This window comes from Rhodococcus sp. MSC1_016, from assembly GCF_023667485.2.
Taxonomy (GTDB): Bacteria; Actinomycetota; Actinomycetes; order Mycobacteriales; family Mycobacteriaceae; genus Rhodococcus_F; species Rhodococcus_F oxybenzonivorans.
The window spans coordinates 2,239,287-2,263,814 of sequence record NZ_JAMOZI020000001.1; the positions used below are offsets into that span (position 1 = coordinate 2,239,287).

At 66.7% G+C, this 24,528-nt stretch carries 28 protein-coding genes; 19 read left to right on the forward strand and 9 right to left on the reverse strand.

The window, feature by feature from the left end:
• The first annotated feature begins 26 nt into the window (after positions 1–26).
• The 6 genes from L1080_RS10445 (at position 27) to L1080_RS10470 (ending at position 3,774) form a co-directional block, all read left to right on the forward strand.
• Positions 27–419, forward strand: coding sequence for a hypothetical protein (locus tag L1080_RS10445; protein WP_236603146.1), 393 nt, complete (start codon positions 27–29; stop codon positions 417–419).
• Between the two features lie 128 nt (positions 420–547).
• Complete coding sequence (locus L1080_RS10450) at positions 548–838, forward strand: nuclear transport factor 2 family protein (RefSeq protein ID WP_250767994.1); 291 nt, start codon at positions 548–550, stop codon at positions 836–838.
• A 541-nt stretch (positions 839–1,379) separates the two neighbouring features.
• On the forward strand, positions 1,380–1,808 hold the full coding sequence (locus tag L1080_RS10455) for a PPOX class F420-dependent oxidoreductase (RefSeq protein WP_250767996.1): 429 nt from the start codon (positions 1,380–1,382) through the stop codon (positions 1,806–1,808).
• Between the two features lie 59 nt (positions 1,809–1,867).
• Positions 1,868–2,263 carry a VOC family protein gene (locus tag L1080_RS10460; RefSeq protein ID WP_159922456.1) on the forward strand — a complete coding sequence of 132 codons (396 nt, stop codon included), beginning with the start codon at positions 1,868–1,870 and terminating at the stop codon, positions 2,261–2,263.
• Between the two features lie 117 nt (positions 2,264–2,380).
• Positions 2,381–3,361, forward strand: a complete 981-nt coding sequence (locus L1080_RS10465; RefSeq protein WP_159922454.1) for an alpha/beta fold hydrolase — start codon at positions 2,381–2,383, stop codon at positions 3,359–3,361.
• Positions 3,322–3,774 carry a hypothetical protein gene (locus L1080_RS10470; protein ID WP_250767998.1) on the forward strand — a complete coding sequence of 151 codons (453 nt, stop codon included), beginning with the start codon at positions 3,322–3,324 and terminating at the stop codon, positions 3,772–3,774. The genes L1080_RS10465 and L1080_RS10470 overlap by 40 nt, the downstream gene beginning before the upstream one ends.
• Here the strand turns inward: L1080_RS10470 and L1080_RS10475 are convergent.
• Positions 3,761–4,471 (reverse strand): enoyl-CoA hydratase/isomerase family protein, encoded by a 711-nt coding sequence (locus L1080_RS10475; RefSeq protein ID WP_250768000.1) that lies wholly within the window; start codon positions 4,469–4,471, stop codon positions 3,761–3,763. The two genes, L1080_RS10470 and L1080_RS10475, sit on opposite strands and share 14 nt — an antisense overlap.
• Positions 4,472–4,587: 116 nt before the next feature.
• Between L1080_RS10475 and L1080_RS10480 the strand changes: the two genes are divergently transcribed.
• Positions 4,588–5,052, forward strand: coding sequence for a DUF6292 family protein (locus tag L1080_RS10480; protein ID WP_250768002.1), 465 nt, complete (start codon positions 4,588–4,590; stop codon positions 5,050–5,052).
• Positions 5,053–5,428: 376 nt separating this feature from the next.
• Entirely contained in the window at positions 5,429–6,814 is a 1,386-nt protein-coding gene (locus L1080_RS10485) for a WS/DGAT/MGAT family O-acyltransferase (protein ID WP_250768562.1), read from the forward strand.
• A 15-nt stretch (positions 6,815–6,829) separates the two neighbouring features.
• Here the strand turns inward: L1080_RS10485 and L1080_RS10490 are convergent, their stop codons facing one another.
• The gene (locus L1080_RS10490; protein WP_374433036.1) at positions 6,830–7,912 is read right to left on the reverse strand and encodes an iron-containing redox enzyme family protein; all 1,083 of its coding nucleotides are present in this window, start codon (positions 7,910–7,912) and stop codon (positions 6,830–6,832) included.
• Here L1080_RS10490 and L1080_RS10495 point away from each other — a divergent pair, their 5' ends adjacent.
• Positions 7,913–8,131: a CDGSH iron-sulfur domain-containing protein gene (locus tag L1080_RS10495; protein ID WP_109330043.1), complete on the forward strand. Its 219-nt coding sequence runs from the start codon at positions 7,913–7,915 to the stop codon at positions 8,129–8,131.
• A 15-nt stretch (positions 8,132–8,146) separates the two neighbouring features.
• Here L1080_RS10495 and L1080_RS10500 read toward each other — a convergent pair whose 3' ends face one another.
• Positions 8,147–8,611 (reverse strand): hypothetical protein, encoded by a 465-nt coding sequence (locus L1080_RS10500; RefSeq protein ID WP_159922444.1) that lies wholly within the window; start codon positions 8,609–8,611, stop codon positions 8,147–8,149.
• A 183-nt stretch (positions 8,612–8,794) separates the two neighbouring features.
• Here L1080_RS10500 and L1080_RS10505 point away from each other — a divergent pair, with 183 nt between their 5' ends.
• Together L1080_RS10505 and L1080_RS10510 are read left to right on the forward strand one after the other, a co-directional pair.
• A complete protein-coding gene (locus tag L1080_RS10505; RefSeq protein ID WP_250768005.1) occupies positions 8,795–9,502 on the forward strand; it encodes an ANTAR domain-containing protein in 708 nt (235 codons plus the stop codon).
• An 82-nt stretch (positions 9,503–9,584) separates the two neighbouring features.
• A complete protein-coding gene (locus L1080_RS10510; protein ID WP_159922442.1) occupies positions 9,585–10,331 on the forward strand; it encodes a GAF domain-containing protein in 747 nt (248 codons plus the stop codon).
• A 9-nt stretch (positions 10,332–10,340) separates the two neighbouring features.
• Here the strand turns inward: L1080_RS10510 and L1080_RS10515 are convergent, their stop codons facing one another.
• On the reverse strand, positions 10,341–10,589 hold the full coding sequence (locus L1080_RS10515) for a hypothetical protein (protein ID WP_250768008.1): 249 nt from the start codon (positions 10,587–10,589) through the stop codon (positions 10,341–10,343).
• A gap of 88 nt (positions 10,590–10,677) precedes the next feature.
• On the reverse strand, positions 10,678–10,938 hold the full coding sequence (locus L1080_RS10520) for an ANTAR domain-containing protein (RefSeq protein ID WP_250768011.1): 261 nt from the start codon (positions 10,936–10,938) through the stop codon (positions 10,678–10,680).
• A 164-nt stretch (positions 10,939–11,102) separates the two neighbouring features.
• Between L1080_RS10520 and L1080_RS10525 the strand changes: the two genes are divergently transcribed.
• Positions 11,103–12,899, forward strand: a complete 1,797-nt coding sequence (locus L1080_RS10525) for a thiamine pyrophosphate-requiring protein (protein WP_250768014.1) — start codon at positions 11,103–11,105, stop codon at positions 12,897–12,899.
• A gap of 150 nt (positions 12,900–13,049) precedes the next feature.
• Entirely contained in the window at positions 13,050–13,835 is a 786-nt protein-coding gene (locus L1080_RS10530) for an ANTAR domain-containing protein (protein ID WP_250768017.1), read from the forward strand.
• Positions 13,836–13,852: 17 nt separating this feature from the next.
• Here the strand turns inward: L1080_RS10530 and L1080_RS10535 are convergent, their stop codons facing one another.
• The 3 genes from L1080_RS10535 to L1080_RS10545 all read right to left on the reverse strand — a co-directional run bounded on the left by L1080_RS10535 (position 13,853) and on the right by L1080_RS10545 (position 17,364).
• A complete protein-coding gene (locus L1080_RS10535) occupies positions 13,853–14,767 on the reverse strand; it encodes a glycosyltransferase family 2 protein (protein WP_250768021.1) in 915 nt (304 codons plus the stop codon).
• Positions 14,764–15,642 carry a glycosyltransferase family 2 protein gene (locus L1080_RS10540; RefSeq protein WP_250768024.1) on the reverse strand — a complete coding sequence of 293 codons (879 nt, stop codon included), beginning with the start codon at positions 15,640–15,642 and terminating at the stop codon, positions 14,764–14,766. The genes L1080_RS10535 and L1080_RS10540 overlap by 4 nt, the downstream gene beginning before the upstream one ends.
• A gap of 69 nt (positions 15,643–15,711) precedes the next feature.
• Positions 15,712–17,364: a RecQ family ATP-dependent DNA helicase gene (locus L1080_RS10545; RefSeq protein ID WP_250768026.1), complete on the reverse strand. Its 1,653-nt coding sequence runs from the start codon at positions 17,362–17,364 to the stop codon at positions 15,712–15,714.
• Positions 17,365–17,705: 341 nt separating this feature from the next.
• On the opposite strand from L1080_RS10545, the gene L1080_RS10550 reads away from it, so the two are divergent.
• The 6 genes from L1080_RS10550 (at position 17,706) to L1080_RS10575 (ending at position 23,653) form a co-directional block, all read left to right on the forward strand.
• Positions 17,706–18,161: an STAS domain-containing protein gene (locus L1080_RS10550; protein WP_159922430.1), complete on the forward strand. Its 456-nt coding sequence runs from the start codon at positions 17,706–17,708 to the stop codon at positions 18,159–18,161.
• Entirely contained in the window at positions 18,158–19,588 is a 1,431-nt protein-coding gene (locus L1080_RS10555) for an alpha,alpha-trehalose-phosphate synthase (UDP-forming) (protein ID WP_250768028.1), read from the forward strand. Before L1080_RS10550 ends, L1080_RS10555 begins: the two co-directional genes overlap by 4 nt.
• Positions 19,589–19,654: 66 nt before the next feature.
• Entirely contained in the window at positions 19,655–20,722 is a 1,068-nt protein-coding gene (locus tag L1080_RS10560; RefSeq protein ID WP_250768031.1) for a glycosyltransferase family protein, read from the forward strand.
• Positions 20,704–21,831: a glycosyltransferase gene (locus tag L1080_RS10565; protein WP_250768566.1), complete on the forward strand. Its 1,128-nt coding sequence runs from the start codon at positions 20,704–20,706 to the stop codon at positions 21,829–21,831. The genes L1080_RS10560 and L1080_RS10565 overlap by 19 nt, the downstream gene beginning before the upstream one ends.
• Complete coding sequence (locus tag L1080_RS10570) at positions 21,828–22,832, forward strand: glycosyltransferase (protein WP_250768033.1); 1,005 nt, start codon at positions 21,828–21,830, stop codon at positions 22,830–22,832. Before L1080_RS10565 ends, L1080_RS10570 begins: the two co-directional genes overlap by 4 nt.
• Positions 22,829–23,653, forward strand: a complete 825-nt coding sequence (locus tag L1080_RS10575) for a glycosyltransferase family 2 protein (RefSeq protein WP_250768045.1) — start codon at positions 22,829–22,831, stop codon at positions 23,651–23,653. The genes L1080_RS10570 and L1080_RS10575 overlap by 4 nt, the downstream gene beginning before the upstream one ends.
• A 2-nt stretch (positions 23,654–23,655) precedes the next feature.
• On the opposite strand, the gene L1080_RS10580 is transcribed toward L1080_RS10575, so the two are convergent.
• Positions 23,656–24,438: a GAF and ANTAR domain-containing protein gene (locus L1080_RS10580; RefSeq protein ID WP_250768047.1), complete on the reverse strand. Its 783-nt coding sequence runs from the start codon at positions 24,436–24,438 to the stop codon at positions 23,656–23,658.
• Positions 24,439–24,528: the final 90 nt, after the last annotated feature.

Here is a 24,528-nt window from a genome sequence, read left to right on the forward strand (position 1 = left end):
CGACGGCGTCAGCTTAAGCTGACGGCGTGGAAAGCGGCGAACAGCAGGGCGTCAGGGGAGTCGAGGGGCTCTCTGCGCTGTGGGTTCACTACGACAGTGTGCAGAACATGAGCGAAGCAGCCGTAGCGGCGGCCGAACGGGGCGACGAGGAAACTGCTGCCCGGCGGAGGGAACTCGCAGAACGGGCTCAGCTGCGATCGCCGGCGCCCAGTCATCTCGACGCCCTGGCGATCAGCATCCACCTCGAAAATGAACTGCACAACGCGCGATTCGACGTCGTCAGGCGCGCATTGGCTGAGGGAGCCAGTTGGTCCGACATCGGACGTGTTCTCGGGATGAGCAAACAATCCGCCCACGCCTGGTACCGGAGACGTCATCGGAAACCGGCTGTTCCGAACCCCACTGCGACATCGCGATAGAACGAGGTCGACCCGTTCAGAACCAAGGCCGTCGCGCCACCGTCAGCATGTGTTGACGGCAGTCGGTCGCAGCGACTCAGGCTTGAAGCATTCCATTGTGGGAGTTCTGCATCTGCAGGCAGCGCAAGGTGGCTGAGTTGTACCGGTCGGACGCGGTGCTGCTGCCGACGCTGTCGGTGCCCATCGCAGATGCTCCGGGGGAGATAACGGAGTATTTCGCCAACCTGATCAAAGCCGATCCCAAGATCCGCATGGAGGAAAGCGTCAAATACTCGGATTGCAATCTCGCGTACAACGTGGGTCGCTGGGTCATCAATGCCAATGGCCAAGATGCGGCAGCCAGGGTGACGTGGGTGTATCGGTACGAAGAGGGTAAGTGGCTGATCGCCCATCATCATTCGTCGGTGAACCCGCAGTGAGCCGGAAGGGTTGCCGACGGGAGCGCGACAACGGACGCCGGGGGTGCCCCGTCCGCGCGTTAGTTGACATAATGTCGATTATCGGCAAATTACCCACCTGGAGTTTTACCACTCACGTCGCTTGAAGTGGTCTGCGGTATACCTGTGGACGCTTTCTCTCACGGCCGGCTGTCGGTCGGCCTCCCGTTTGTCTGGCCGGACTTGCACACCTGCGCTGGAGCGCACTCGCGAGACATCCGAACCGGCGCTCGCCGGAACGTCCGGATGATTCATGCCATTGGATAATATGCAGCCCCAGCGAGCGTCCCGATATGTGGACGGCTTGCAACGAGTCGGCCGCATACGTGCCCGTGCGAGCCTGAGGCCCCGCTGCCCCGTGCGCCCGAACTTCCAGCCACCTGACCGCATTTCGTCACAGTGACGTAATGGCGGCCAGCGGTACGGCGTCCACTGTGGTCAACCCATGGCCTAGCATTCGCGCTCGCACGCGCGTCGTCGCGTTGTACCGCTTCCGGGATGGTTCAGGTGTGAGAATGACGGCATGGCTGAGCGGATGTCGGACGAGGAATGGCGCACCTTCGTCTCGGCGGGAACACGCACGGGCAAATTGTCGACCGTCCGCGCCGACGGCAGCCCCCACGTGGCCCCCATCTGGTTCGTCCTGGACGGTGACGACCTCGTGTTCACGACCGGCAAGACCACCGTCAAAGGACGCAACCTCCTCCGAGACGGGCGTGCCGCGCTGTGTGTCGACGACGACCGTCCACCGTTCGCGTACGTTGTGATCACCGGCACAGCCGAGGTGTCCGAGGATCCTGCCGAGCTGCGCCGGTGGGCGGCGCGGCTCGGTGGCCGGTACATGGGAGTCGACCGAGCCGAGGAGTTCGGCGAACGCAATGGCGTCGCAGGCGAACTGCTGGTACGCCTGCGGATCGTGAAGGTCCTGGCACACCGCGACGTCGCCGACTGAGCGGTGCTCTTCGGGCGAACGTGGCCACAGGACGGGGACGATCGACATAGATTTTGCGCATGCTGATTTTCGGGACCACTGTCATCGGGGCACGCGACATCCGCCGGGCAACCGCGTTCTGGGCCGGGGCACTCGGGCTGACCGCCGGCGATCCGTTCGGCGGCAACGGCTTCACCAACCTGTATCTGCCCGACGGGCGGCCACTGCTGTCGATCCAGCAGAGCGACCACGATGCCGAGCCCGAACCGCGAATGCACCTCGACCTCTATGCCAGGGACAGCGACGACCAGGCGGCCGAGATCGAACGACTCGTCGGGCTCGGCGCACGACGGGTGCCCTGGGACCGTTACCCCGACGACTCCGATTTCGTGGTCCTCGCCGACACCGAGGGCAACCTCTTCTGTGTCGTCGACAACGCCGCTGCGCCTGAGCAGGCACGCCTCGACCTGCCCTGACCTGTATCCCATGACCTGCACGCCATGACGCGGATACGCCGGCTCGGAGGCCTTGCGGGTTCGGCGAGGATGGGTAGCATACGACGTTCGGCGCCATTCGAAGGGAAGGTTGCGTTGATGTCTCGCCTCCAACGCACTGAACTGCACGGGGACGAAGCTGCTTATCACCTCTCCGGTGAGGGTGAGACGCTCCTGCTGATACACGGCATGGCCGGCAGCTCCGACACCTGGCGTGCGGTTATCCCCCAGCTCTCGCGCCGGTATCAGGTTCTGGCGCCGGACCTGCCGGGCCACGGCAGGTCCGCCAAACCGCGCGGTGATTACTCCCTCGGCGCATTCGCCGCGTGGTTGCGCGATCTCCTCGACGAACTCGGCATCCCACGGGTGACGGTCGTCGGGCAGTCGTTGGGCGGCGGAGTGGCGATGCAATTTTCCTACCAGCATCCGGAACTGTGTAATCGGTTGGTGCTCATCGGTAGCGGTGGGCTGGGACGCGATGTCAATTGGACGCTCCGGTTGCTGGCTGCGCCGGGAGCCGAGTTTCTCCTGCCTCTGATCGCGCCGGGGGTCGTGCGTGAGGCGGGGAACACAGTGCGCTCGTGGCTGGGGGCGGCGGGTCTGCGGTCGGTGCGGGGGGACGAGATGTGGCAGTCCTACGCATCGCTCTCCGATCCGGATACGCGGCAGGCATTTCTGCGTACTTTGCGCGCCGTCGTCGACTACCGGGGTCAGGCCGTCAGTGCGCTGAGCCGCCTCTATTTGAACGCCGACCGGCCCACCCAGTTGATCTGGGGGGACTCGGACCGAATCATTCCCGTCGCTCACGCCTATGCGGCGCACGAGGCAATGCCGGGCAGTCGGCTCGCCGTCCTCGATGGTGTCGGCCACTATCCGCATCTGGAGGCGCCTGGTGAGGTTGTCAGCATCATCGACGACTTCGTCTCCGCACACCCTGCACCCGCTCGAGGGTCCGGCCGAGGCTTCCCCGGCCGGGCGGCCGGATGGGAGGCTGAAGGGAGCCATTCCGGCGTTTCCTCGTACTCGGCAGGAGATAACCAATGCGACTTCCCACACTCGGACAGCTGCCCGGACGGATAGCGACCGGAGGTTTCATCCTGCATTCGGGACTTCAGAAGTGGCCCGGCGACGAGCAGACGGCCGCGGGTATCCACGGCATGGCCGCGGGCGCCTTTCCCTTTCTGAACGGAGTGCCGCCGGCACGATTTCTGAAGTTGCTGTCGGTGGCGGAGATCGGTACCGGCGCCGCACTGTTGGTGCCGCTCGTGCCGACCGCGCTGGCCGGCGCGGCACTCACCGCCTTTTCCGGTGGTCTGGTCGCGATGTATGCGCGGACACCGGGACTGCGTAACCCGGGAAGTATCTGGCCGAACGAGAACGGGTTAGCGGTCAGCAAGGATGTATGGATGCTCGGGATGGGCCTCGGGTTCCTTCTCGACGAGTGGACACGCACCCGCCGATCCGGCACCTCCACGGGTGTCAGTCTGCGCTGAGTGCCTCCTGAGCCTGGAGATTCTGCACAGGGGTGCGCAGAGATGCGACGACGTCGGAGTAGAGGGTGGTTTTGATCTCGCGCAGGGTGCGGCCGCGGGTGGCGGCCAGCCCGCGGGCATGTTCGATCGCTCTGGGGAGGACGACGTCCTCGGCGGCGACGTCGTCGACGAGGCCCGCGGCGTGCGCTTCGGCACCGCCGTAGCGGTGACCGGTGACGAGGGCGGTGTGCGCCGCGGGCGCAGGCAGTCGCGCCGCGAGGAGGGCAATGCTGCCGGGCGCGTAGCTGGCGCCGATGCTGATCCCGGGCAGGCAGAAGTAGCCGCGGTCTTCGCGCATGATCCGGTGATCGTGGGCGGTGGCCAGGATGGCGCCGCCACCGAAAGTGTGTCCGGGTAGGGCTGCGACGGTGGGCAGCGGGAACGTCAGTATCCGGGCGAACAGTTCCTGCACGCGGTCGATGTAGGAGTTCAGCTTGTCCGTGTTCTGCACAACCCACGTGGTGTCGAGGCCGGTGGAGTAGAACTTGCCGACGGCGGTGGTGACGAGTGCGCCGGGACCGTCCGTGCTTTCGACCTCGTCCAGCAGATCCGCGACCTGCTCGAGCCAGTCCGGGTGGAAGGCATTTTCGCTGTCGCGACTTCCCCGCTCGCCCAGGTAGAGAACGAACACGTCTTCGGACCGCTCCAAGTAAGGCATGCCGCGAGGCTACCCAACGGCGGCGGCGAGCACCCGTCGAATAGACGGGCTGTGCGTGAAGTTTCAACCGCAACCGGCCAGGGTATGTCGTGTTTCTACAGCTGAGGCGGTGAACGATGAAAACTGGAACAGGTGTTGCCGACGGGCGAACTGTTCGGGATTACATCAACGCGGTCGCCCGGTGCGTTCATGCCGATTCGATCGATTGGTGGGACTCCGAGGGCGTCGATGTCGTTCTGGTCCTGCCGTTGCGGTTGCGCTACCTGCCGGGGCGCAATGCGGTTCTGGTGTGGAACCGGCACTTCGGGTGGTCGCTCGGTGCGGAGGGGGTCGGGCGCGGCAGCATCGTCGTCATCGAGGGACTCGGGATCGGGCGGACCCCACCGCCCGCGCTGTGTTCGGACCGCGCCCTCGAGTTGATCGACGGATACTTCCGGTCGACGCCGACGCAGATGGACGACTCCGATCCGAACCGTGGTACCGCAGAGAGCCTTTCGTCGATAGAACACGATCGTTGTTCGCGGATCGGTACGGAGACTGCCTGGCGCGGGCGCCGCGACCGGGTGGTGAAGCGTCCCTGATCGCCGCGTCCGCCGACCCGGAAGACCGGTGTCGTGCCGAAGCACGGCCTCGTCGGCTGTAGGGCTCAACCGACAAGACCTGGCCGAAGTCGTACCCGGGTATGACTGCGACGTGCTGACCGCATACCCGAGGCGGTAGCAGTCGAATCATCGCCACATTCGTGGCCGTTGCCGGGCATGTTCCGGGCCGTATGCGGTGTGCGGTGGTGACGGAATTTCGAATCGGCGGCACCGAAATGGGCATGGCGACAGCCTTTTCGTGGTCTGCTTACTGCCGTGGTGTGGGGCTCTGCCGTCCGGTCCGGATCAGCAGGATCCCATCGATGGACACGTCGACGTGCCAGTGTGGCTCGTGGTCGCCCGAACGGGGGTGCGGATGTTGGTGATGAGCCCCATGGAGGCGCTGTTCGTGCTGTTCGAGACACCGTCCCATCCGCTGCACGTGGGGGCGCTCGAACTGTTCGATCCGCCGGCCGAGGCCGGTGCGGACCACGCTCGGACGATGTTCGAGGCGTTGACTTCCCAGGAGGAGTCGTCCCAGCTGTTTCGTAAGCGGGCGGTTCGCCCGCTTCGAGGAGTCGGTTATCCGTGGTGGTCGGTCGACGATCGGTTGGATCTGGGGTATCACGTGCGGCACAGCGCGGTGCCGGGCGCCGGACGGATGGACGATTTGCTGTCTCTGGTGTCCCAAATGCACGGCATACCGCTCGATCCGCAGCATCCGATGTGGGAGATGCATGTGATCGAAGGACTTGCCGACGGGCGGACCGCCGTGTACTCGAAGATTCACCTGTCGCTGATGGACGGTCCGGCGGGTTTGCGGTTGCTCCATCATGCCTTGTCGAGTGAGCCCGACGACACGAACTGCCCGGCGCCGTGGACACCCGGTGTCGCGGCGATGTCACAGCGCACCTCACCCTTCCCGGTGGCGGCCGTCCGTGCGGGCTGGCGGGCGGCGACCAGCCTGGTGGGTGTGGTCCCGGCGGCCGCGAAGGCCACCTTGGATGGCCTCCGTGAACAGCATCTGACCCTCCCCCTGCAGTCGCCCCCCACCATGCTGAACGTGCCGGTGGGCCGGGCCCGGAAGGTGGCGGCGCGTTCGTGGCCGATTCGTCGCCTGCTGGCAGTCGCATCGGCCGCCCGCACCACCATCGACACGGTCGTTCTCGCGATGTGTTCGGGCGCGCTCCGCAGCTATCTGCTCGAGAATTACGCCCTACCGGATGCGCCGTTGACGGCGATGCTGCCGGTGCCACTCGACCTCGGCGGTCCTGCGATCGGACCGCGCGGGCGGGATCATGGTGTGGGTGCGATGGTCGTGGGCCTGGCCACCGATGAACGCAATCCGGCAGCGCGTCTGGCGCGCATCACGGACGCCATGGAACACACGCACAGGGTGTTCGGTGCGCTCAGCCACAACCAGTTCCAGCTGATGAGCGCGCTCGCGATCAGTCCGATACTGCTCGAACCGGTGCGGAGGTTCGTCGACGACACTCCCCCGCCGTTCAACGTCATGATTTCGTACATGCCGGGCCCGTCGAGGCCGCGGTACTGGAACGGCGCCCGCCTGGACGCCGTGTATCCGGTGCCGACGATCCTCGGCGGTCAGGCGCTGAGCATCACGGTCACCAGTCGGGCGGGGCAACTCGATGTCGGCGTGGTCGGCGACCGTCACGCGGTCCCCCACCTGCAGCGCATCATCACGCATCTCGAGACGTCGCTCAGTGACCTCGAGAGCGCGGTCGCGGCATCCGGAACCTGAGGCGCGGTTCGGCGTCTACTCGATCGCCTGCCGCAGTGAGCTGATGCCCTGTTCCCAGCATCGGGTCACGTGGTCACCGACGAGGTCGTCGAACGCGAGGCACGCCGCGGCGCCCAGCAGGATGTCGTCGCCGGTCGACGGGCGCGCGGACACCAGACCGCCCGCGAGGTCGCGGCAGACAATCTGCTCGTGCACGGAGTCGGCTTCGACGTGCTCGTCGAAGAACAGCGTGGCGGCCTTGCCGAAGCCGAGCCGGGTCAGTCCGGCGCTGTATTTCTTACTCGGCAACGCCGAGGTGGTTTCGACCGCGCAGAGGTGCCCGACCAATGCACCCAGACGGCGGCGGTGAAGACCGAAGAGCGAGAGCGCGTTCAGGGACGCCAGGGTGATCGCCGGAACGGCGTCGATGTAGTGGGCGTAGCGGTCGGAGAGCCCGAGTTCCCGCATGGTGGTAGCGAACAGCGCGGAGTGCATGCGTTCGGGGCGGCCACCGCCGTATTCGTCCGATTGCACTTCGACCAACGCCGCCTTCGGTGCGCCGGCGAGTCGCGGGATGCCGAGCGTGTGCACGTCGGCTTCGCGGAGCTGGTTCAGTGAGCGGTGGACGAGCAGTTCGCGGAAGTGCTGGCGGTCGGCGTCGCGTGCCATGAAGGTGGACAGACCGGGTCCGGCGGTGGGTGCGGTCATTCTCCACAGTTCCGCCACCACATCTGTTGTATCGGTCGGCGGGTTCGCGACGATCCGGATGGCCGCCTCGAACGGAACCTCCAGAGCTTCCCGCGCCGCGAGCAGATCGGTGTTCCACTCCCAGTCGTCTCCGACGCCCGCAATGCCCTGCAGATGCAGTTCGTAGAGGGCGGTGAGACAGATCTGGGCGTCCTCGTCGTAGAGGATGGCGGGACGCCCGTCGACCGTCGTGTCCGCGGAAGTCTCTGCGAGGGAACGCGCCGCCGTCACCAACGATTCGCTGTCCTCGACGTCTCCGCGCAGAATGGAGAACAAGAGCTCGCTCACGGGGCCGCGTGATGCAGGAAACGGCATCGCGGATCCGGAAGGGGCCACTGTCTCCGACAACGACCGAGAGTGCAAGGTGGTCATATGGACTCCAATTTCACAACGGGAACCGACGGATCCGACGTGACCATCACGGTGTGCCCGGATGGGCCACTTCTCGTCCGCGGTTCGGCGCAATTGTTCGATACCGACGGTAACCCGTTACCGTCGAACCGGGCCACGGTGGCGCTGTGCCGGTGTGGAAGAACCGGCATTGCGCCCTTTTGTGACAGCTCCCACAAGAAGAAACTCCGCCGTCCGTAGAGGCGGCGGCCCGGTTCACTTCTTGTCTTCGCCCTTACCGACACCTGTTTCGTGTGCAGGTCCGACGCCCTCGTCGCTCGACTCCGCCTGCTCGGTGTCGGCCGCCGGCTTCTCCTCCGACGGTGACGCTACCGCTCCGCGGGCGGTGTCGTCGGGATCCTTGTCCTGGAGCCGGTTCGCGTCGACGTGCTCGTCGTGCTCCGGACGGCCCTCGGCCGTGCTGGTGGTGCGGCCGTCGTAGGGCGGTGTTGCGGGCTGGGCGTCTCCCGGTGGAGTGGAGCCGCCGGCCGGCCCGGCGACGTGTTCCCGACCGGGATCGGGGCCTTCACCCGTCGTGGCCACTTCCTCCTGATCTAAAGTTCCCGGCTCCCGGTCCGACGGACCCGCCCCGGCTTCGTCCGGACCCGAGTCGCGTGAGCCGACGGGACCCCGTTCGGCTTGCGGCTCCTCTTGGAGCTGCTCGCCTGGTTCGGTACCCATGATTCCTCCTCGACAGCGCTGCGAAGCGTGTGTCCTCGACGGACCCACTGTTGTAGCTATGCCCCGGACTGCGCGCGCCAAACCCCTTCGCGCGACGTGTCATGCTGCTGGGGTGACGCCCGTACGACGGTGGAACTCGTAGGCTGGACACGACAGGCAATCGACGGCGGTGAGGGGTAGGTCGTGAACGAGCAGCGACGGCGGTCGTTGTGGCGTGCGGTCGCCGCGGCCTCCGACGTGCGCGGGCAAGGTGCTTGGGCCGAGATTGTGTGCTGCGCGGCGGTCGAACTGCTCGGTGGAATCGACTCGGCGGCGCTCACCATCCGCGCCACCGCCTCGGCCCAGGACATGCTCGGGGCGAGCGACGAATGGGGTGGGACCCTCGACGATCAGCAGTACACCTTGGGTGAGGGTCCGGGCGTGCTCGCCTTCGCCTCGGGTTCCCCCGTACTCGTCAGCGACCTCAGTGTCGACGAGGATCGTTGGCCGGGCTTCTCGGAGGCTGCGCGGGCGGTCGGGGCGGCCGCGGTGTTCGCGTTTCCGTTACAAATCGGCGGCATCATGCTCGGCACCCTCGACCTCTACCGCCGCCGGGTGGGTGGGCTTACGCCGCGCACTCTCGGTGATGCGGCCGTGCTGGCCGACTTGATTACCGTGGCGCTGCTCGAACACACCGAACGGGATGCTGCGGCGGGTGAACTCTGGAGCCGGGACGGTTCGTATCAGGATGTCAACGTGGCCACAGGGATCCTTGCGGCCCGGTTGCACATCAGCCTGGCCGATGCGTTCGTGCGATTGCGCGGGCACGCGTTCATGAAGAACCGGTCCGTCCTGGACGTCGCGCGCGACGTGCTGGAGCAACGCATCGGTGTCGATGACCTCAACGATTGAGGAGTGTCGACGACCTCAACGACTGAGGAGTGTCGACGACCTCAACGACTGACGATTCCGCACCATAAGGAGGTGACACCGTATGCTCGAAGATGTGCCGGACGCGACTTCTCATCTGGTCGACGCGCTTTCCGCGATCACAGCGCAACTCGTCGACGATTCCTCTGACAGCGGTTCAACGCTGTATCAGATCGCCGGCACCTGCGTGAACGTGCTCGATGCCGATGCCGCCGGAATCATGGTCGTCGATCCGCGGGGCGGCGTCGCCGTGGTCGCCGCGTCCGACGAGCGCGCCAGGCTGGTCGAGTTGCTGCAGACTCAGATCGACCAGGGCCCGTGCATCGACTGCATCCGAACCTCGGAGATGGTGGAGGCGAGCGATCTGCGTGAGTTCACCGGTCGGTGGCCGGACTTCACCTCCGCCGTACTCGAGGCGGGGTACCGGTCGGTGCTCGCCGTACCGATGCGCCTCGACGGGCGCACGGTAGGCGGACTGAATTTGCTGTACACGCAGACGGAGGCCATTTCAGCCCACGACCGCGGGCTGTCCGTGATTCTGGCCCGGCTGGCGGTTCTCGGCCTCACTCAGGAGCGTGGTGAACCGCGTACGGGGCGCCTGGCGGAGCGGACCATGTCGTTGCTCAACGATCGGGTGCATGTCGGTCATGCCACCGGGTTGGTCGCGGGCACGCTGGGCATTGCCCCGGCGGCGGCACGCGCCGCGCTCGAGGACTACGCACAGGGAAACGGCGTCGCGTTGCGAGATGTTGCCCGCCGGATCACCGAGGGCTCAGTCCGGCCGGCAGAACTGCTCGTCCGACAAAGCTGACGGCGGCAGTCAATCCCAGTCGGGATCGTTTCGGCCGTTGGCCGCCGAATCCACCAGCTCCCGCAGCCGCGCTGCCTCCACCGAACATCCGTCTGCGCTCGAATTCTGATCGAAGGCGCGGCCGGCCTGTGCCGTCGTGCATCCGCCCCACGCCTGCAGGATGCCGACGCTCTCCCCCCGGACGGCGCGCAATCGCACTGCCTCGCGGATGCGACGCGCTGCGGCGAGCACACGCGTCAGGTCGGATTCCTTGCTCATGACTCCACGGTCCTCTCTGTTGCGGCGCTACGCCAGCCCCGCGTGGATGCCGGTCGACGACCGTCCGTGGTGCGCGCGAACCGCGGTGTCAGAGGTTGCCCGTGCAGGACCGCAGGAGGTCGCGGGCCACGTCGTGCAGCTTCGTGTTGGTGTGTTGCGAGATGTGCGCCAGCCGGCGGAATGCCTCGTCGCTGTCTATTCCGTGCAGGGCCATGAGCACGCCTTTGGCTTGATCGATCTCGGCGCGGGAGGTCAGGGCGAGCTTCATCTGTTCGATGTGGTCCCGGGCATTCTGCCACCGCCACCCGTTGCTGATTGCGGTGGCCGCGGCTGCTGTCAGTAGCGTCATCAGCCGTTGGTCGAGTGGGTCGAACGCCTCGGCTCGGAAACTGTAGGCGTTGAACGACCCGATCAGCCTTCGCTTTTCGTCGACGTCGATGAGAAGCGGAACGGATGGATTCGGTCTCGCAGTGCTGGGTATTTCGACGAGTGCCCGCCACGAAGGAGAACAATATGTCTCGCACGGTTGCCGACGAGGTGTTGTCCCGCTTACGGGAATGGGGCGTCGAGTACGTCTTCGGTTATCCCGGGGACGGCATCAACGGGTTGGTCGCGGCGTTCGGTCGCTCCGGCAACGACCCTCGTTTCGTACAGGCGCGGCACGAAGAGATGTCTGCGTTCGAGGCGACGGGTTACGCCAAGTTCAGCGACCGGGTCGGTGTGTGCATGGCGACGTCCGGGCCGGGTGCGGTCCATCTGCTCAATGGCTTGTACGACGCCAAGTTGGATCATGTTCCGGTCGTGGCCATCGTCGGCCAGACATCGCGCAGCGCGATGGGCGGCAGCTATCAGCAGGAGGTCGACCTGCAGTCGCTGTACAAGGATGTGGCCGCCGACTATCTCGTCGAGGTCAATGTGGCCGCTCAGATTCCCAACGCTCTCGACCGGGCGTTCCGCACCGCTCTGGCACGGCGGGCGCCGACGGCGGTCATCATCCCCGCTGATGTGCAGGAGGAGGAATACACTCCCCCGGCGCACGAGTTCAAGCAGGTGCCGTCCAGTCCGCCTGGCGTGAGCGGATCCTGGGTGGAGCCTGCAGCCGAAGAGATCGACAGTGCCGCTCGCATCCTCAATGCGGGGACGAAGGTGGCGATTCTCGTCGGACAGGGCGCACGCGGTGCCGCTGCCGAAGTGTGTGAGGTGGCGGACCGGACCGGTGCGGGCGTGGCGAAGGCGCTGCTCGGGAAGGATGTGCTTCCCGATGATCTGCCGTTCGTCACCGGCGCGATCGGCTTGCTCGGCACCCGGCCCAGCTACGAGCTGATGCGGGACTGCGACACGCTGCTGATCGTCGGGTCGAATTTTCCCTACTCACAGTTCCTGCCCGCATTCGACCGGGCGCGGGCCGTGCAGATCGACATCGACGGCACCCGGATAGGGATGCGGTACCCCACGGAGGTCAATATCGTTGCCGACGCGAAAGCTGCTCTGGCGGCGCTGATCCCGTTGCTCGAACACAAGGTCGACCGGTTGTGGCGGGAGGAGATCGAACGGGGTGTTCGGCGGTGGTGGGACACCGTCGAGCGCCAGTGCATGGTGTCGGCGCAGCCGGTCAATCCGATGCGGGTGGCGTGGGAGTTGTCGGAGCGCTTGCCGGAAGGTGCCATTCTCACCGCCGATTCGGGGTCGTCCACCAACTGGTATGCGCGGTGCGTGCGGTTGCGGGAAGGCATGCGCGGATCGTTGTCCGGCACGCTGGCCACCATGGGTGCGGGTGTCCCCTACGCTATCGGCGCCAAGTTCGCGCATCCCGGCCGTCCGGTTGTCGCGCTCGTCGGTGACGGGGCGATGCAGATGAACGGGCTCGCCGAACTCCTGACCATCGCCCGCTACCACCGGGAGTGGACCGACCCCCGCCTGATCGTGTGCATCTTCCACAACAACGACCTCAATCAGGTCACCTGGGAGTTACGCGCGATGGGCGGCGCACCGAAGTTCGAGGAATCGCAGACTCTCCCGGACGTGTCGTACGCCGACCTGGCACGGACCATCGGACTCGAGGCCGTGGCCGTCGGCTCGCCCGACGAGCTCGGCGCCGCCTGGGATCGCGCTCTGTCCGCCTCCGTGCCGGTGGTCCTCGATGTTCGCTGTGACCCCGAGGTTCCACCGATTCCCCCGCACGCCACCTATGAGCAGATGAAGTCGACGGCGGAGGCGGTACTCGCGGGTGACGCGAACGCATGGCACCTCGTCGTACAGGGGGCGAAGATGAAGGCCCAGGAGGTCCTCCCACCCCGTCACCAGCGGTGACGACATTCCGGATGCTGCGACTGCGGTCTCGAATCGGAGGAGGCGCGGCGAGGCGGTATTATTCGGATGTTTGTTCGGTAGAGACACCTGCCATACCGCTGAAGTGGCGGCGGGTGCATGGGTACTCGCTCGCCTGAAATAGGGAGAGTAGTGCCATTGCCCGAGGATCTCGGTGCCGACGACACTCTGCGGCACCCCCGTGCCGACGTCGACACCACCGCACGTGTCGACGCAGTTGCGAGAGCGCTGGACAACCTGCAGCGCCGTCTGACCACCCCCGCGCAGCTGCAGGGTTTCCTGCAGGAAGTGTGCGACTGTGTGGTGTCGACGATTGTCGAAGCGGACATGGCCGGTGTGACCCTGGTGGGCGAGGATGGGCATGCCGAGACCGCGGCGTGCACCGATCGGCGCGCAGTGGACATCGACCTGAACCAGTACCGCAACGGTGAGGGCCCCTGCCTGGAGGCGGCCACCACGGGGCAGATCGTCAAGGTGCGGGTCGACGAGGTTGTCGAACGGTGGCCGGCGTTCGCGGCCGACGTGCACGACATCGGTGCTGCCAGCTACCTGTCGGCGCCGTTGCGGCTGGGTGAGGCGCACGCCGGTGCACTGAATTTGTACAGTTTCGGCAGCCATGGATTCGGCGATCTCGATGTGGCGTTGCTGAGGATCTTCACCAGTCTCGCCGAGGTGGTGGCCAGGATGACGCGTGAGGCGGCGGCAGCCCACGACGAGGTGGCCGGGTTGAAAAAGGCCATGGTCACGCGCGGTGTCATCGAGCAGGCGAAGGGAATTCTCATGGCGGCGGAGCGGATATCGGCCGACGAGGCGTTCCGGATGCTGGTGACGAACTCGCAGCGCAGGAACGTCAAGCTGGTCACCGTGGCGCACGAGGTGGTCGAGACCGTCGCCGCCGATGATGGCGACTCCGACTGACGCGGACAAGGCTCGGGTCAGCCGATGTATCGGCGCGCCTTCGACCGGGACTGCGGTTCCTCGAGGAGCACCAGTCCGGCTTCCACGGTGTCGGGCACCACGCGCCGGTGACGCAGAACCCACGGGGTCGACCTGAGGGCCTCGAGCAGGGCAGCCGCGGTAGCGCGGTCTTTCGGGGCGCTACGCAGGATCACCAGCGAGCGGCGCGCCGCGCTTCGCACCGGACGCCGCAACCAGAGGGTCCACAGTGTGTTGCGGATACCGAGTTGCCGGCGGCGGGTGGCGTCCCGGCTCACCGAGGGCTCGTGGTGGATCACCATTTCCTCGTTCCACATCATCCACCAGCCGGCGGCGGCGAGATCGAGGGCGAGGAGTTCCTCCTCGCCGCCCAGCCACATCTTCTCGCAGAAGCCGCCGACCTGACGGAATGCCTCCACCCGGAACATCGTGAGGCCGGCCATCACGCCGAGGACAGCCGGACCCGGCAGCCACGACGGCCCGGGTACCGGTGAGTCCCGGAACTCGGGAGTGATCGGGTCCTCGACAAGGTCGGGTGCCACCAAGCACTTGCCGGTCACGGATCCGATCGTCGGATGCGCGTCGAGGACCGCGGCACCGACGGTCAGGGCACCTGGTTGCCAGCGGGTGTCGTCGTCGCAGAACGCCACATACGGGCTCGTCACCAGCTCGACGGCCCGGTTCCGGGCGACGGCGCCGAGGTTGTCCCCCAACGCGAGGAGCCGGACCTGCGGGAATTCGCGCCGCACCATGTCGGTGGTGCCGTCACCGGAGCCGTTGTCCGCCACGATGATCGGTGCACGGTCGGGCAGGGTGGTCATGTGGGCGAGGGTTTTGCGCAGCTCGGCGCACCGGTTGTAGGTCATGACCACCACCGTGACCGGCGACGGCTTCTGCGGTTCGGCGCCGCTCACGGCCGGCTCCTCTCGAGTTCTTCGAGACGGCGTTCGAGGTGAGTGGGCACAACCCGCCGGTGTGCGACCGCGGCGGGAAGCTTGCGGATCGTGTCGAACAACGCCGGCGCCGCGGACGGTGTCCGGACCGCCGCGAGTATGAGGGAGATGAGGGCACTCGCGACGGTCGGCACCGGTCGCCGCATCACGACGGTCAGGGTGTCGTTGCGGATCTCGCGGTTGCGTCGGCGGCTCGCGTTCGCGCGAACCGGGGAGGGATGGTGGTAGGCGACGAGGTCCTCCATGTAGCACAGTTCCCACCCCTGCGCGGCGAGGTCGAGTGCGAGTAGCGCCTCCTCCCCCACGAACTCGAGCACGTGCGAGAAGCCCCCCACGTTTTCGAATGCGGATCGTCGCACCACCGACGCGCAGGCGAGGAAACCCAGCACCGAGGGGCCGGGGGCACCAGGCCGTGTTCCGAGCGGACTGCAGGCCAAGAGGTCGTTGAGCGGGTCGTTGCGGGCCTGGGGGCCGACGAGGGTGCGGGCGGCGAGCAGCGCGACGGCGGGATGCTCGTCCAGCACCTTCTCCGCGAGGGGCAGTGCGTCAGGGTCCCACCAGGAATCGTCGTCGCAGAACGCGATGTAGGGCGTCGACGCGGCCCACACACCGTAGTTGCGAGCGGCGGCGCCCTCATTGCGGGTTCGTGTGATCGTGGTCAGGGCCGGAATGACGCTGCGCGCCGCATCGACGACGTTCGCGGTGTCGTCGGTGGACGCGTTGTCGACGACGACGATCGGGGGTATGGGCCGAAGTTTCGACAGTTCGAGGAGGGTGCGCGAGAGGCTCGTCGCCCGGTTGTGCGTCACTATCACGACGGTCGTCTTCGAGGTCACCCCGCAGTGGTACCCGAGGGGCGGCGCACCGCAAACAGCCGGCCGAGGGAGAGGAGGTCGGTGCGCCGCTCAGCGTGACCGCAGCACACCGGACTCTTCGACGGCGGCGACGGAGAGGGTCCGGTAGCCGTGGTCGTCGAACAGGACGGTGATCCGGTCGGGTGCGGCGCTCATGACGGTTCCCGGGCCCCATTCGGAATGCTCGACCGCGGTGTCGACTGGCCAGAGTGCGTCCTGGTCGGAGGCGGCGGCCTCGCCGGTGGGCTCCGGGTGTGCGGTGGACTCGGCCGCGCAACATCGGTCACAGTTGCCGCAGGGCGGGTCGAAGGCCTCGCCGAAGTAGCCGAGCAGGAAGCTACGACGGCAGTTGCGGCTGTCGGCGTACTCGCGCAGCATCTCGACACGCGACCGTGCCAGGCGTTCCTCCGCGGCGGCACGGTCGGTTGCCCGGCTCAGGGCCTCGTCGGTGCTCAGGTCGCGGGCAGTGAAGCCTCTTCCTTCTCCGGCGACGGCGTCGACTTGTTCGAGCAGGTTGATCGCTGCCGTCACCTTGCGGCTCCCGGCGTCGAGTGCCGCGCGGAGGTCCTTGATCTTCATGCGGCCACCGCTGCGGAGCAGTTCGAACACCTGGGCGAGAAAATCCCCGTCCGCTCGGTGAGACGCAAAGAACCTGCCGAGTGACAGCTCCTCGGGCCGGTAGAACAGCAGCGCCAACGCGCTCTCCCCGTCGCGGCCCGCCCGTCCGAGCTGCTGATAGTAGTTGTCGAGGGAGTCGGGAACGGAGGCGTGGACGACGAAGCGCACGTCGGGTTTGTCGATACCCATTCCGAAGGCGGAGGTCGCAGCCACGACGTCGAAGCGGCCGTCGAGAAATTGTTCGTGTACGTTTTCCCGCTCGGATTTTTTCATTCCGGCGTGGTAGGCGGCGGTCCGCAGCCCGCGGTCGGACAGCTCTTCGGCATAGAATTCGGCGTCCTTGCGGGTCGCCGTGTACAGCAATCCCGGTTGCGGAAGGTCCGGTACCCGGTCGAGTACGGCGCGTTCCTTGTCCGCTCTGCTCACGTAGCGGTCCACCTCGAGGGTGATGTTGGGGCGGTCGAAGCCCGTCGCGACCACCGCGGGATCATCGAGCGCCAACCGGTCGATGATTTCCTGCCGGACCGGGGGCGGCGCCGTGGCGGTCAGCGCGAGGACGGGTGGGTGACCGAGCCTTCGCACGGTATCGGCGATGCGTAGGTAGTCGGGACGGAAATCGTGGCCCCAGGCGGCGACGCAATGCGCCTCGTCCACCACGATGAGGGAGACGTTCGCTGCCTCGAATCGGGAGATCACGTCGCTGTTCGCCAGTTGTTCGGGGGCGACGAACACGTACCCGGCCTCCTGCTTCTCGACGGCACGCCAGGTGGCCTCGAGGTCGCGTGCGGACCGTGTGGAGTTGATCGCCACCGCCCGGGGTGCGCCCGCCGAGTCGATGCCGGCGATCTGATCCTCCTGCAACGCGATCAGTGGGGAGATGACCAGAGTCGTCCCTATGAGCAGGACGGCGGGGACCTGGTAGATCGCCGATTTACCCGCCCCGGTGGCCATGACGACGAGCGCGTCGCGGCCGGTTATCAACGCCTGCATCGCCTCGAGCTGTGCGGGGCGCAGGGTGTCCCAGCCGAATGTGTCCCGCGCCGTCGCCTGCAATCTCTCGCGTAGGTCGGATGCGCGCTCGGTCATCGTCGTCTGCCCCATGGCGGCGTGGTCGGCGGCATCGTGAGAAATCAGCCCTGGTTCCGCTTCTTCGCACGCTGACGTGCGACGACGAACAGTACGACAGCCACCAGTATCACCAGTGCAATGAGCTCCATAGCTCCCGTTTACCCGGCTTCCCGGAACCTATGCACCACGCCGCAGTCGCGGGCAGCGTGCACACCGGGAAGGAGGTGAGGCCGAAATTGACAGGATGGGGTAACGTCAGTGTCCTGCACGGTTGAGCCCCCAGCCGCAAAGGACGGGCTGGGTTCGCACACCGTTCCCGTGCCTGTCTCCCTCGTCGCTACGACCGTGAGGAGTCCGACATGAAATCTGTTCTCAGTGCACATTCGGGACACCACGATTCTGCAGAAAACACCATGCTTTTCAGTTGGGCCGCCGAGCCCGAGCACGGCAAGCTCACCGTCGAGTGCACCCCCGGTGCCGGCGGCGTCCTGGTCGTCCGTATCTCCGGTGACATCGACGTCACCACCGTTCCTCTCTTCGGTATTCACCTGGACGAGGCGATCAACGAACGCCTGCCGTTCGTTCTGGACTTGACCCACGTTCAGTTCTTCTGCGCATCAGCACTTTCGGTGCTGGAGATCATCGCCGGCCGCGCCCGCAGGCTGGGACTGCCCTGGGCGGTCACCGGGAACACCGCGGTCCGCCGGCCTCTGACCGCCATGAAGCTGGACACGGTGGTGCCGTATTCCACCTCCCTCGACGACGCATGCAGGCTTGTCGCAGAGGGGCTCCCTACCCACGGGATTTCGGCGTGAACGATGAAACGCCGCAGGGCACATCCGACTTCGTCGTCGTGGCGAACCGGCTCCCGGTAGATCTCGAGACACTCGACGACGGGACCACCCGGTGGAAGCGGAGCCCGGGGGGACTCGTCACAGCCCTCGAACCGATTCTCGATCGGGAGAGCGGCTCATGGGTGGGCTGGCCGGGTGTCCCCGACACCAAGGTCGAACCGATCGTGTCGGGGAAACTTCATCTGTATCCGGTCGAGCTCAGTTCGCACGAGATGACCCGCTACTACGAGGGTTTCTCCAACGCCACCCTCTGGCCGCTCTACCATGACGTGCTGGTCGCGCCGGTGTTCGATCGTGGCTGGTGGCAGACCTATGTGGACGTCAACCGTCATTTCGCCGAGGAGACCGCGCGCACGGCGGCCGAGGGTGCGACCGTGTGGGTGCAGGACTACCAGTTGCAGCTCGTTCCGCGGCTGCTGCGCGAAATGCGTCCCGATCTGACCATCGGCTTCTTCCTGCACATCCCCTTCCCGCCCGTGGAATTGTTCATGCAGTTGCCCTGGCGCAAGGAGATCGTGCAAGGACTGCTCGGGGCAGATCTCATCGGATTCCACCTCCCCGGCGGCGCCAACAACTTCCTTTTCCTCGCCGAGCGTCTGCTCGGGCTCGAGACCACCGCGGCGGGCGGCGGACTTCGCAGCGGGCTCGGTGAAGTGCGGCTGGACGATCGGGTCGTCCGGGTGGGGGCCTTCCCCATCTCCGTCGACGCCCGGCAACTCATCGACGATGCGACCGATCCTGCCGTCGTCGCGCGGGCAGCGGAGATCCGGCGCGAACTGGGAAACCCGCGGAAGGTGCTGCTCGGGGTCGACCGCCTCGACTACACCAAGGGAATCGACCTGCGCCTCGCAGCGCTCGGTGAACTCCTGGACGAGGGTCGTCTCGATCCATCCGACACCGTGATGGTGCAACTGGCGACCCCGAGCCGCGAACGCGTCGAGCACTACATGAAGATGCGCAGCTCCATCGAGGAGCAGGTCAGCCACATCAACGGCGATCATGGTCAGATCGGCAAGCCTGTGGTGCATTACCTCTACCAGCCGGTGGACCGCCGAGAGTTGATCGCGCTCTACCTTGCCGCGGACGTCATGCTGGTGACGCCGATGCGGGACGGGATGAACCTGGTGGCAAAGGAGTACGTGGCATGCCGCACCGATCTGGGTGGTGCGCTGGTGCTCAGCGAGTTCGCCGGAGCCGCCGCCGAACTGCGCGGCGCCTATCTGGTCAACCCCCACGATCTGGACGGTGTGAAAAACACGATCCTCGAAGCCCTCGAACAGGACCCCGAGCAGGGGCGGCGTCGTATGACGAAATTGCACGAGCAGGTTGTCGAGCACGATGTGCATCGATGGGCCGAGTCGTTCCTGGGCGCGCTGACGCCACCGTGATCCGGCGCGCGCCGACAGGGCGCCGAACCATGATGCACCGCTCGCCCACGGACGAAGGAGTAATGAGTGATTCGGGTCGCCTCCGTACCGGCGTCTCATGTGTACGTTCGCCATCTGACCGATCCGGGAGGCAACGACACCGTTGTTCGACTCCCGGATCCGGTGCCTGCAGACGGACGGAAAGTTCCCGGCGGGTGGTGGCCGCCGTTGATGCTCGACCCGAAATGGATCAGCAGAAATCACCGAAGTTTCGATGTCTTCCACATTCATTTCGGTTTCGACGCCATCGAACCGGCATTGATGAAGGACATCGTGCACGAGCTGTCGTCGCGGCGGAAACCGTTGGTGTACACGGTCCACGACCTGCGTAACCCACATCATCCTGACCCCGAACCGCACCTCGAAGCTCTGGACGTGCTGGTGCCGGCCGCCACCGAGCTGGTCACCCTCACTCCCGGTGCGGCCGCGGTGATCGAGTCGAATTGGGCCCGCACAGCCACCGTCCTTCCGCATCCGCACGTCGTGGAGCGGCCCCTCATCGAACGCGCTCGGCCCGCTTCGGGAGCCTTCGTCGTCGGTGTCCACGTGAAGAGTCTTCGAGCGAACATGGATCCGTTCCCGGTGCTCGACACCCTCACCCGAACCGTGTCGGCGCTGGACGGGGCGCGCCTGCAGATCGACGTCCACGACGAAATATTCGATCCGGCCAACCATTGGTACGCCCCCGACGCCGGAGCCCGGTTGCTGAGCTACGCCGAGTCGGACTGCGTCGACCTGCGAGTACACCCCTACTTCTCCGACGAAGAGTTGTGGGACTATCTGTCGTCCCTGTCGGTGTCCGTGCTGCCGTACCGGTTCGGTACCCACTCCGGCTGGCTCGAGGCCTGCTACGACCTGGGCACCGCGGTGGCCGCGCCGTCCTGCGGGTTCTATGCCCAGCAAAAACGCTGCGGTAGCTACGATTTCGATGAAAGCGCCTACGACGGCTCGTCGCTCGAGCGTTGCATCGAGGGCCTCTACGAGCAGTCGAACCTGCGGGCCACCTGGGGTGAACGCGAACAGGAGCGGCGAAACCTGGCACGGGCTCATCGCGAACTCTACGAGCGGGCGCTCTCCTGGCGGGTGTTGCCGTGACGGCCGACCCGCTACGGATCGCCCTCATCGCATCGAGTCGCTACCCTATCCGCCAGCCGTTCCCCGGTGGTCTGGAATCGCACGTCTGGTATCTCGCCCGTACCCTGAGCGGCGACGGTCATCACGTCACCCTGTTCGCGGGCCCGGGTTCGGACCGCACGCTGGGCTGCGCTCACCTGCAGGTGCGGACGTTGGATGTCAGTCATGCTGCGCGGCAGGATGTTTCGATGCCGTCGATGTGGTTCATGCAGGAGCATCACGCCTATCTGCAGCTGATGCTCGACCTGTCCGGCCCACTGGCCGAGTCGTTCGACGTGGTCCACAACCACAGCTTGCACTATCTGCCGGTCGCCATGGCATCTGCCGTTCCGGCACCCGTGTTGTCGACGCTGCACACCCCGCCCACTCCGTGGCTGGAATCGGCGCTCGCAGTGCGTTCGGGCGCCGGGGCACATTTCGCGGCCGTGAGCAGACACACCGCGGCGGCGTGGCAGCACGCCGTCGATGACATCGAGGTGGTGCCGAACGGGGTCGATCTGGACAGCTGGCCCGAAGGTCGCGGTGGGCCGCACCTCATCTGGTTCGGCCGGCTGGTGCCGGAGAAGGGCGCCCATGTCGCGGTGGACGCCGCCCGGCGCGCCGGTTTCCCGATCGTGCTCGCGGGTCCGATCAGTGATGCCGAGTACTTCGACCGGATGATCCGGCCTCGGCTGGGATCGGAGGTCACCTATCTCGGGCATCTGGCGCAGCCCGAGCTGGCGGCGGCGATCGGCGGGGCGGCGGCGACACTGGTGACTCCCCTGTGGGACGAACCGTATGGGCTGGTGGTCGCAGAATCGTTGGCGTGTGGAACGCCTGTGGCGGCGTTCGCCCGCGGTGGGATCCCCGAGGTACTCACCCCGGACTGCGGCAGTCTCGTCGCCGCGGGCGACGTCCAGGCCCTGGCCCGGGCGATCCCGGACGTCGTCGGGCGCTCGCGTGCGGCGGCGCGCGCCCACGCCAGGGAACGGTGCTCCGAGCGCAGGATGGTCGACACGTACGTCGGCCTGTACCGCCGACTGGCCCGGGGCCACACCTGCCCCCGGGCGCAGGGGAAGGCCGCACCGTGATCGGTTACTACATTCACCACCACGGTCATGGTCACCGGATGCGGGCATCGAGTATCTCCGCGCAGTTGCAGTCGCCGGTCACCACGCTGTCGTCGGCGCCGCCACCGCCCGCGGGACGTTTCGCCGACAGCATCGCGCTGGCCCGTGACGACCGCGGCAGTGACCCCGTCAACCCCACCGCCGACGGCGCGCTGCACTGGGCGCCCACACACGACACCGGGCTGCGGACACGGATGGCCCGGATCGTGTCCTGGATCGACGCGACCCGCCCCGATCTGGTGGTGGTGGACGTATCGGTAGAGGTGGCAGCGCTCGTACGGTTGCTCGGTGTCCCGGTCGTGCTGATCGCCATGCCCGGCGAGCGCACCGACGCACCGCACCATCTCGGTTACCAACTGGCCGACCACATCATCGCCGCATGGCCGCAAAACCTGTACGACCCCCGGTGGTTGCGCGAGTTCGCCCACAAGACGACCTTCGTGGGCGGGATCAGCCGGTTCGAGGGACGCGCCGTCACCGCACCCGACCGGTCCGTGCAGACCCGCATCCTCGTACTCAGCGGGGCGGGCGGAACGTCCCTGACGATGGACGACATCCGGCATTGCGCACACGAGCACCGCAACTACCGGTGGCAGGCGCTCGGCATTCCGGGGGCGCCGTGGGCCGAGGACCCGTGGCCGCACCTGTGCGGCTGCGACGTGGTCGTCTCGCATGCCGGGCAGAACGCGGTGGCCGACATCGCCGTGGCGCGTCGTCCGTCGATCATTATCGGTCAGCCACGACCGTTCGACGAGCAGGTGGAGACGGCACGCGCGCTCGGGAACGCGGGACTCGCCGTGTCGATACCCCGATGGCCGGAGACGTCGAAGTGGCCGCAGCTCGTCGACCGTGCGCTCGCACTGGGCGGCGATCGATGGGTCCGCTGGCAGACGTCCGGTGCGGCGGCCCGCGCCGCCGCGGTCATCGACAGTGTGGCCAAGCGGGCGGGGGGACTGCGATGAAGACGGCGGTCGTGACGATCGCGGCCCGGCGCGAGCACCACCTCCGGCAGCATCTGCGTTCCGTCGGGCAGATGACGGAGCGGGTGGGCGATCACGTGGTGGTCGCGATCGGCGACCGCAGAACCACCGAGGTGGTGTCCGAGGTCGGCGGCGCCCGCAGTGTGTGGTGCGAACACGACGGCGGACCCCTCCCCCTGGCGGCTGCCCGCAATCTCGGCGCCGATGCTGCCCTGGCGGCCGGCGCCGACCTGATCGTCTTCCTCGACGTCGACTGTCTCGCCGGCCCGGCGCTGCTGCGGCGATATCGGGTGGCCGCCGACCATCCGCGCAACCACTCCACCCTGCTGTGCGGGCCGGTCACCTACCTCCCGCCGCCCGGGCCGGGAGGCTACGACCTGGACCGCCTCGCCGAGCTGCGGAATCCGCATCCCGCCCGTCCCGCCCCCGAGGACGGGACCGTCCTGACCGGGACCGACTTCACCCTCTTCTGGTCTCTGTCGTTCGCCGTGAGCCGCGAGACCTGGCACCGCATCGGCGGTTTCTGCACCGAATACCGTGGATACGGAGGTGAGGACACCGACTTCGCGTGTTCCGCGGCCGAGGCCGGGATCGGTCTGCGGTGGGTCGGCGGCGCAGACGCGTTCCACCAGCACCATCCGGTGTCCGATCCGCCCGTCGAGCACCTGGGCGACATCCTCGCCAACGCTCACCTGTTTCACCGCAGGTGGGGATGGTGGCCGATGCGGGGATGGCTCGAGGCGTTCGAGGCCCTCGGCTTGATCGACTACGACGCGGCGAAGTTGCGGTGGGTGCCGCAGTGATCTCACTCGGCGGGAGTGGTCACCGATTCGACGATGCGACGCGCCACCTCGGCCAGCTTGAGATGCTCCTGCTGGGACTGCACGACGAGGATCTCGAAGGCCTGATCGGCGGACACACCTTGTAGGGCCATCACGATGCCTTTGGCCTGCTCGATGACGGCACGGGTTTCCATCGCCTTGGTCAGGCCCGATATCTCGTTCCTGGCCTGTGTCATGCTGTTCGCGCTCCTGAGGAGCCCCTCGATCGCCGTGGTGTACACGAGTAGGACGACGGCGTCGAAGTCGCTGAAACCGTGGTCTTCGCGCCCGTAGAGGTCGAGGGTGCCGGCGACGCTCTCGTCGACCGTGAGGGCTGCCGACAGGACACTGCGCATCCCGGCCTGCGCGAGCTCCTCGGCCAGGGTGGGTGCCTGCACGGCCGCGTCGACGAGCCGCAACCGCAGAACCTTCCTCGCCGCCGCGGTGGGGGCACCGTCCGCCGGAGCGGACGGTCGGTGCTGTACCAGGTGCCGGGGGTCGACGGCGCGCACCGCGTCGTCGGTCGAGGCGACGGTCACCACCTCGCCGTCCCGCACGAGAGAAATCCCCGCCAGGTCGGCGTCGGGGATCGCGTCGACCACCTGCTCGCACACCCGCCGGAGGAGAACGTCCATCTCCACCTCGGATCCGCAGTTCCTGTTGAACTCGTCGAGTGCGACTGCCAGGGAACCTAATTGGGCCGCTACCGTGGCACCGTCGAGGGTAGGAGGCATCGACCCGGGAAACTCACCAGCAGTCTCGACCATTCTCGGATACACCTCAAATTCCGGGTGTAACCGAACGGACACCCACTGAACGAACGCAGCAGCTGTCTCTACCGTCGAGATGACTTTACT

Bases quoted from the DNA above. Each gene is read 5' to 3' on its own strand.
- L1080_RS10575 (WP_250768045.1), top strand. From the start codon at position 22,829: ATGAAGACGGCGGTCGTGACGATCGCGGCCCGGCGCGAGCACCACCTC.
- L1080_RS10485 (WP_250768562.1), top strand. From the start codon at position 5,429: ATGTTGGTGATGAGCCCCATGGAGGCGCTGTTCGTGCTGTTCGAGACA.
- L1080_RS10465 (WP_159922454.1), top strand. From the start codon at position 2,381: ATGTCTCGCCTCCAACGCACTGAACTGCACGGGGACGAAGCTGCTTAT.
- L1080_RS10475 (WP_250768000.1), bottom strand. From the start codon at position 4,471: ATGCCTTACTTGGAGCGGTCCGAAGACGTGTTCGTTCTCTACCTGGGC.
- L1080_RS10460 (WP_159922456.1), top strand. From the start codon at position 1,868: ATGCTGATTTTCGGGACCACTGTCATCGGGGCACGCGACATCCGCCGG.
- L1080_RS10550 (WP_159922430.1), top strand. From the start codon at position 17,706: ATGAAATCTGTTCTCAGTGCACATTCGGGACACCACGATTCTGCAGAA.
- L1080_RS10470 (WP_250767998.1), top strand. From the start codon at position 3,322: ATGCGACTTCCCACACTCGGACAGCTGCCCGGACGGATAGCGACCGGA.
- L1080_RS10490 (WP_374433036.1), bottom strand. From the start codon at position 7,912: ATGACCACCTTGCACTCTCGGTCGTTGTCGGAGACAGTGGCCCCTTCC.
- L1080_RS10480 (WP_250768002.1), top strand. From the start codon at position 4,588: ATGAAAACTGGAACAGGTGTTGCCGACGGGCGAACTGTTCGGGATTAC.
- L1080_RS10525 (WP_250768014.1), top strand. From the start codon at position 11,103: ATGTCTCGCACGGTTGCCGACGAGGTGTTGTCCCGCTTACGGGAATGG.
- L1080_RS10510 (WP_159922442.1), top strand. From the start codon at position 9,585: ATGCTCGAAGATGTGCCGGACGCGACTTCTCATCTGGTCGACGCGCTT.
- L1080_RS10520 (WP_250768011.1), bottom strand. From the start codon at position 10,938: ATGACGCTACTGACAGCAGCCGCGGCCACCGCAATCAGCAACGGGTGG.
- L1080_RS10545 (WP_250768026.1), bottom strand. From the start codon at position 17,364: ATGACCGAGCGCGCATCCGACCTACGCGAGAGATTGCAGGCGACGGCG.
- L1080_RS10580 (WP_250768047.1), bottom strand. From the start codon at position 24,438: ATGGTCGAGACTGCTGGTGAGTTTCCCGGGTCGATGCCTCCTACCCTC.
- L1080_RS10515 (WP_250768008.1), bottom strand. From the start codon at position 10,589: ATGAGCAAGGAATCCGACCTGACGCGTGTGCTCGCCGCAGCGCGTCGC.
- L1080_RS10500 (WP_159922444.1), bottom strand. From the start codon at position 8,611: ATGGGTACCGAACCAGGCGAGCAGCTCCAAGAGGAGCCGCAAGCCGAA.
- L1080_RS10455 (WP_250767996.1), top strand. From the start codon at position 1,380: ATGGCTGAGCGGATGTCGGACGAGGAATGGCGCACCTTCGTCTCGGCG.
- L1080_RS10495 (WP_109330043.1), top strand. From the start codon at position 7,913: ATGGACTCCAATTTCACAACGGGAACCGACGGATCCGACGTGACCATC.